Consider the following 3,788-nt stretch of genomic DNA (forward strand, 5'->3'; position numbering starts at 1 on the left):
GCCGATCAGGCGGCGGCCATGGCTTTGTGCAGGAATTTGTTCAGGATGTTGCCGGCGGCGCGGACGGAGGCCTGCGGGGTGCTTTTGTGCTGGTTGGTGTGGCTGAGCTGTTCGTGCAGGTAGAGCAGGGCGGAGAGGGCGTCGGAGAGTTCCCCGTCGGCGTCGGCGGTGGCGTTGAGCAGCCGGGCGTGCGCGGCGCGCAGGGCCGGGCCGGGGGCGCAGCCGAGTTCGTGGTGCAGGGTGCGGCGGCATTTTTCGTAGGCCTGCAGGCCTTCGGCGTAGCGGCCGGCGGCCTCCATGGCCAGGATCAGGGCGGTCCAGGCCCGTTCGTTGAGCTGGTCGGCGGCCAGGGCGTCCCTGGCCCAGACGATCGCTTCGTCGGCGTGGCCGAGGCCGAGGGCGGTTTCGGCGGCGGCCACGGTGGCGGCGGTGACGCGGGCGGCGTGGGCGGCGCGTTCGGTGCCGGCCCATTCGGGGGTCAGTTCGTCCCCGAGCAGCGGTTCGCCGGCCAGTTCCAGGGCCTGGCACAGCAGCGGGTAGGCGGCCTCGGGGGCGGCCGCCTCGGCGGCGCGCAGCAGGGCGTCGAAGCGGTCCAGGTCCAGGTCCAGCAGGGTGCGGTCGATCAGGTAGCCGCCGGTGGCGGTGCGCAGGGGTCCGGTTTTGGCGTGGCCGGGCTGGATGTTGCGGCGCAGCACGGACACGTAGGATTCGAGGGTGGGCAGGGCCTCGGCCGGGGCGTTGCCGGCCCAGAGCAGTTCGATCAGCCGGTCCTTGGAGACCGGGGTGCCGCGGTGCAGCAGCAGGATCTCCAGGATCTGGCGGGGCTTGGGTCCGCCGAGGCTGTGGGCGCTCAGTTCGGTGTCTCCGCGCCGGATGTGCAGGCTGCCGATCAGCCGGACGGTGATCGGCTGCGGCGGTGTCTGTGCTGCTGGCTTTTCCATGATGTCCCCCCTCAAGGAATCTTGATGTTTCAATCATGGCGCCTGCAAACAACCGCCCAAAGCCCCGCGTGGGGTGGACCCCCACCCCCAAATTTAGGGTGCAGTTCACACCCGGACGGCTTGCTCGGCCGCCAGCCAGGCGTCAGCCGCCGGCAACATTCTGGATGATGAGAACTTCCTGGCCGTGGTGCACCTGGGTGGCCGTGCCGTCGAGCCTGCGCACTTCCTCGCCGTCCACATAGAGATTCACGTGGCGGCGCAGGGCGCCGGTCTCGTCCCGCACCCGCCGGTTGAAGACCGGATACTCTGCTCCGATCGTGTCCAGCAGGTCCGCGACGGTGGCAGAGCCGTCCACCGGGATCCGGACCTCGCGCTGCCCGTCGACGGTGGAGGCCAGCAGGGCAGGGATCAGTACGGTGATGCCGGGCTCGGTTCCGCCGGCCATGCTGCTCATTCCTCCACCACTGCCGCGCGGACGCAGAGGACGTCCGGCAGGTGGGAGGCGATTTCCGTGAACGTTTCGCCCTCGTCCGCGCTGGCGTAGACGGAGCCGCCGCGGGTGCCGAAGTAGACGCCCACGGGCTCCGCCGTGTCCACGGTCGCGGCGTCGCGCAGGACGGCGTTGTAGTCCTGGACGGGCAGCCCGTGGTCCAACTGCGTCCAGGTGCGGCCGGCGTCGCCGGTGCGGTGCACCGCGAGCCGGGCGTCCGGAGGGATCCGCTCGCTGTCCGCCTTCAGCGGGATCACCCAGGCGGTGCCCGCCCGGCGGGGATGGGTCAGCATCACGAAGCCGAAGTCCGACGGCAGCCCGTCCGCGATCGAGCTCCAGGTTTCGGCATTGTCGTCCGAGCGGTACACGCCGTGGTGGTTCTGCGCGTAGAGCCGGTCCGGCACCACACTGTCCCGGGCGATCTTGTGCACGCACTGGCCGAATTCAGGATTCGGATCCGGCAGGAAATAAGCCGAGATGCCGCTGTTGCGCGCCCGCCAGGACCGGCCGCCGTCGTCCGTCCGGTACACACCGCCCGTGCTCATGGCGACGTGGACGGTGTTCTCATTGGCCGGGCTCGGAAGGACCGAATGCGCCGCGGCGCCGCCGTAACCGGCGCCCCAGTGCTCGCGGTGGGGGTGGTCCCACAGCCCACGCACCAGCTCGAAGTGGTCGCCGCCGTCGATCGATTTCCAGACCGAAATCGGCTCGCAGCCGGCCCAGACGACTCCGGGCCGGTCCTCGGCGTCCGGCTGGAGCTGCCAGATCCGCTCCACCGCCGCGCCGGTATCCTCGGGGAAGCGGATGGCGCCGTGCTCCGGCTCCGTCCAGGTGACGCCGAAGTCGTCCGAGTGCGCGACCGTCGGGCCCCAGTGCTCGGACCGGACACCGACCATGATCCGGGTGCGTCCGGCTCGGGTATCGATCCCGATGCTGGGGATCTCTTCCATGAGGAAGCGCGGCTTGGACAGGGACCAGGTGTTCCGGTCCTGGCTGGTGGCGAGCCACAGCCCCTTCTTCGTGCCGATGGCAAGGACAACGTTTTGGGCACCCATGTACCTATTCGATCATCGCCGTCGGCGCGGCGACAATAGGTCCATGATCCCCCGCCATCGAATCCGGACCAGCGCTGCGGTGCTGGCAATCGCCATCGTGCTCGCCGCCTGCTCACCCGCCGGCGACCCCGCACCGGACTCCGCCCCGGAGAGCCCGCAAAGTACGACGACGGCACCCGCCTCCGCATCCGGCTCGCCGGCCCCGGCGCCGATACAGACGGCACCGCCGCCGGCGCCTCCCGCGCCGGACCCGGCGCAGCTGGCGGTCCTGAACCAGGAGCTGCTGGCGGCGGCCGCGGGCAACGACGCTGCCGCCGTCGTCAGTCTGCTGGAGCAGGGAGCGGAACTGGAAACCCGCAATGCCCAGGCCCAGACACCGCTGGTCGTGGCCACGAAGAACAACCACCTCGAGGCGGCCCGGGCGCTGATCGAGGCCGGCGCGGACGTCAACGCCAAGGACAGCATCCAGGACTCGGCCTTCCTCTACGCCGGGGCGGAGGGGTTCGACGAGATCCTGCGGCTGACCCTGGCCCACGGGGCGGATGTGACCAGCCTCAACCGGTTCGGTGGCACGGCGCTGATCCCGGCCTGCGAGCACGGCTACGGCAGCACCGTGCAGATCCTGATCGCCGCCGGTGTGCCCCTGGACCACGTGAACAACCTGGGCTGGACCGCGCTGCATGAGGCGGTGGTCTACGGCACCGGCGGCCCGCAGCACCAGGACGTGATCCAGCAGCTGATCGACGCCGGCGCGGACCTCACCGTTCCGGACGCGCGCGGGCTCACCGCACTGCAGAACGCGGAGATCCTGGGCCAGGTCGCTGTGGCGCAGCAGCTGCGCACGGCCATGGGGCTGTAGCGGCGGCGTTCAGGCAGTCCGCGCCCGGTAGTCGCGCGGGCTGACCGCATAGTGTTTCTTGAACGCCATGCTGAAGCTGAAGGGGCTGGAATACCCCACCTCGCGGGCGATCGCGGCAACGGTAGCGTCCGAATCGGCCAGCCGGTCCGCGGCCAGCGCCAGCCGCCACCGGGCCAGGTAGGTCATTGGCGGCTGGCCCACCTGGGCGTGGAACCGCCGCGCCAGCGCCGCCCGCGAGATGCCCACCGTCGAGGCCAGGACCGCCAGCGTCCACGGGCGGGCCGGGTCCTCGTGCAGGAGTCCGACGGCCCGGGCGATCACCGGATCCCGCTGTGCGTGCAGCCAGCCGGCCCCGCCGTCGGTTTCCGCCAGGTGGGCGCGCAGCACGGAAATCAGCAGCAGGTCCAGCAGCCGGTCCAGGGCACTGGCCTGCGCCGGGGCAT

The 3,788-nt window shown here is 70.9% G+C and carries 5 protein-coding genes; 1 reads left to right on the forward strand and 4 read right to left on the reverse strand.

Going from position 1 to position 3,788, the window contains the following annotated elements; all coding sequences use genetic code 11:
• Nucleotides 1-5: 5 nt before the first annotated feature.
• The 3 genes from AC5RW2_RS41225 to AC5RW2_RS41235 all read right to left on the reverse strand — a co-directional run bounded on the left by AC5RW2_RS41225 (nt 6) and on the right by AC5RW2_RS41235 (nt 2,486).
• On the reverse strand, nt 6-941 hold the full coding sequence (locus tag AC5RW2_RS41225; protein ID WP_493986738.1) for an AfsR/SARP family transcriptional regulator: 936 nt from the start codon (nt 939-941) through the stop codon (nt 6-8).
• A gap of 142 nt (nt 942-1,083) precedes the next feature.
• Nucleotides 1,084-1,395: a MoaD/ThiS family protein gene (locus AC5RW2_RS41230; RefSeq protein ID WP_494002591.1), complete on the reverse strand. Its 312-nt coding sequence runs from the start codon at nt 1,393-1,395 to the stop codon at nt 1,084-1,086.
• A complete protein-coding gene (locus AC5RW2_RS41235) occupies nt 1,392-2,486 on the reverse strand; it encodes a WD40/YVTN/BNR-like repeat-containing protein (protein ID WP_494031261.1) in 1,095 nt (364 codons plus the stop codon). Before AC5RW2_RS41235 ends, AC5RW2_RS41230 begins: the two co-directional genes overlap by 4 nt.
• Before the next feature lie 43 nt (nt 2,487-2,529).
• Between AC5RW2_RS41235 and AC5RW2_RS41240 the strand changes: the two genes are divergently transcribed.
• Complete coding sequence (locus AC5RW2_RS41240) at nt 2,530-3,345, forward strand: ankyrin repeat domain-containing protein (RefSeq protein ID WP_494031262.1); 816 nt, start codon at nt 2,530-2,532, stop codon at nt 3,343-3,345.
• Between the two features lie 9 nt (nt 3,346-3,354).
• Here the strand turns inward: AC5RW2_RS41240 and AC5RW2_RS41245 are convergent.
• On the reverse strand, nt 3,355-3,788 hold a 434-nt coding region (locus tag AC5RW2_RS41245), incomplete at its 5' end, for a helix-turn-helix transcriptional regulator (RefSeq protein WP_494075308.1).

The organism is Arthrobacter sp. B0316-1-20 (genome assembly GCF_059091865.1).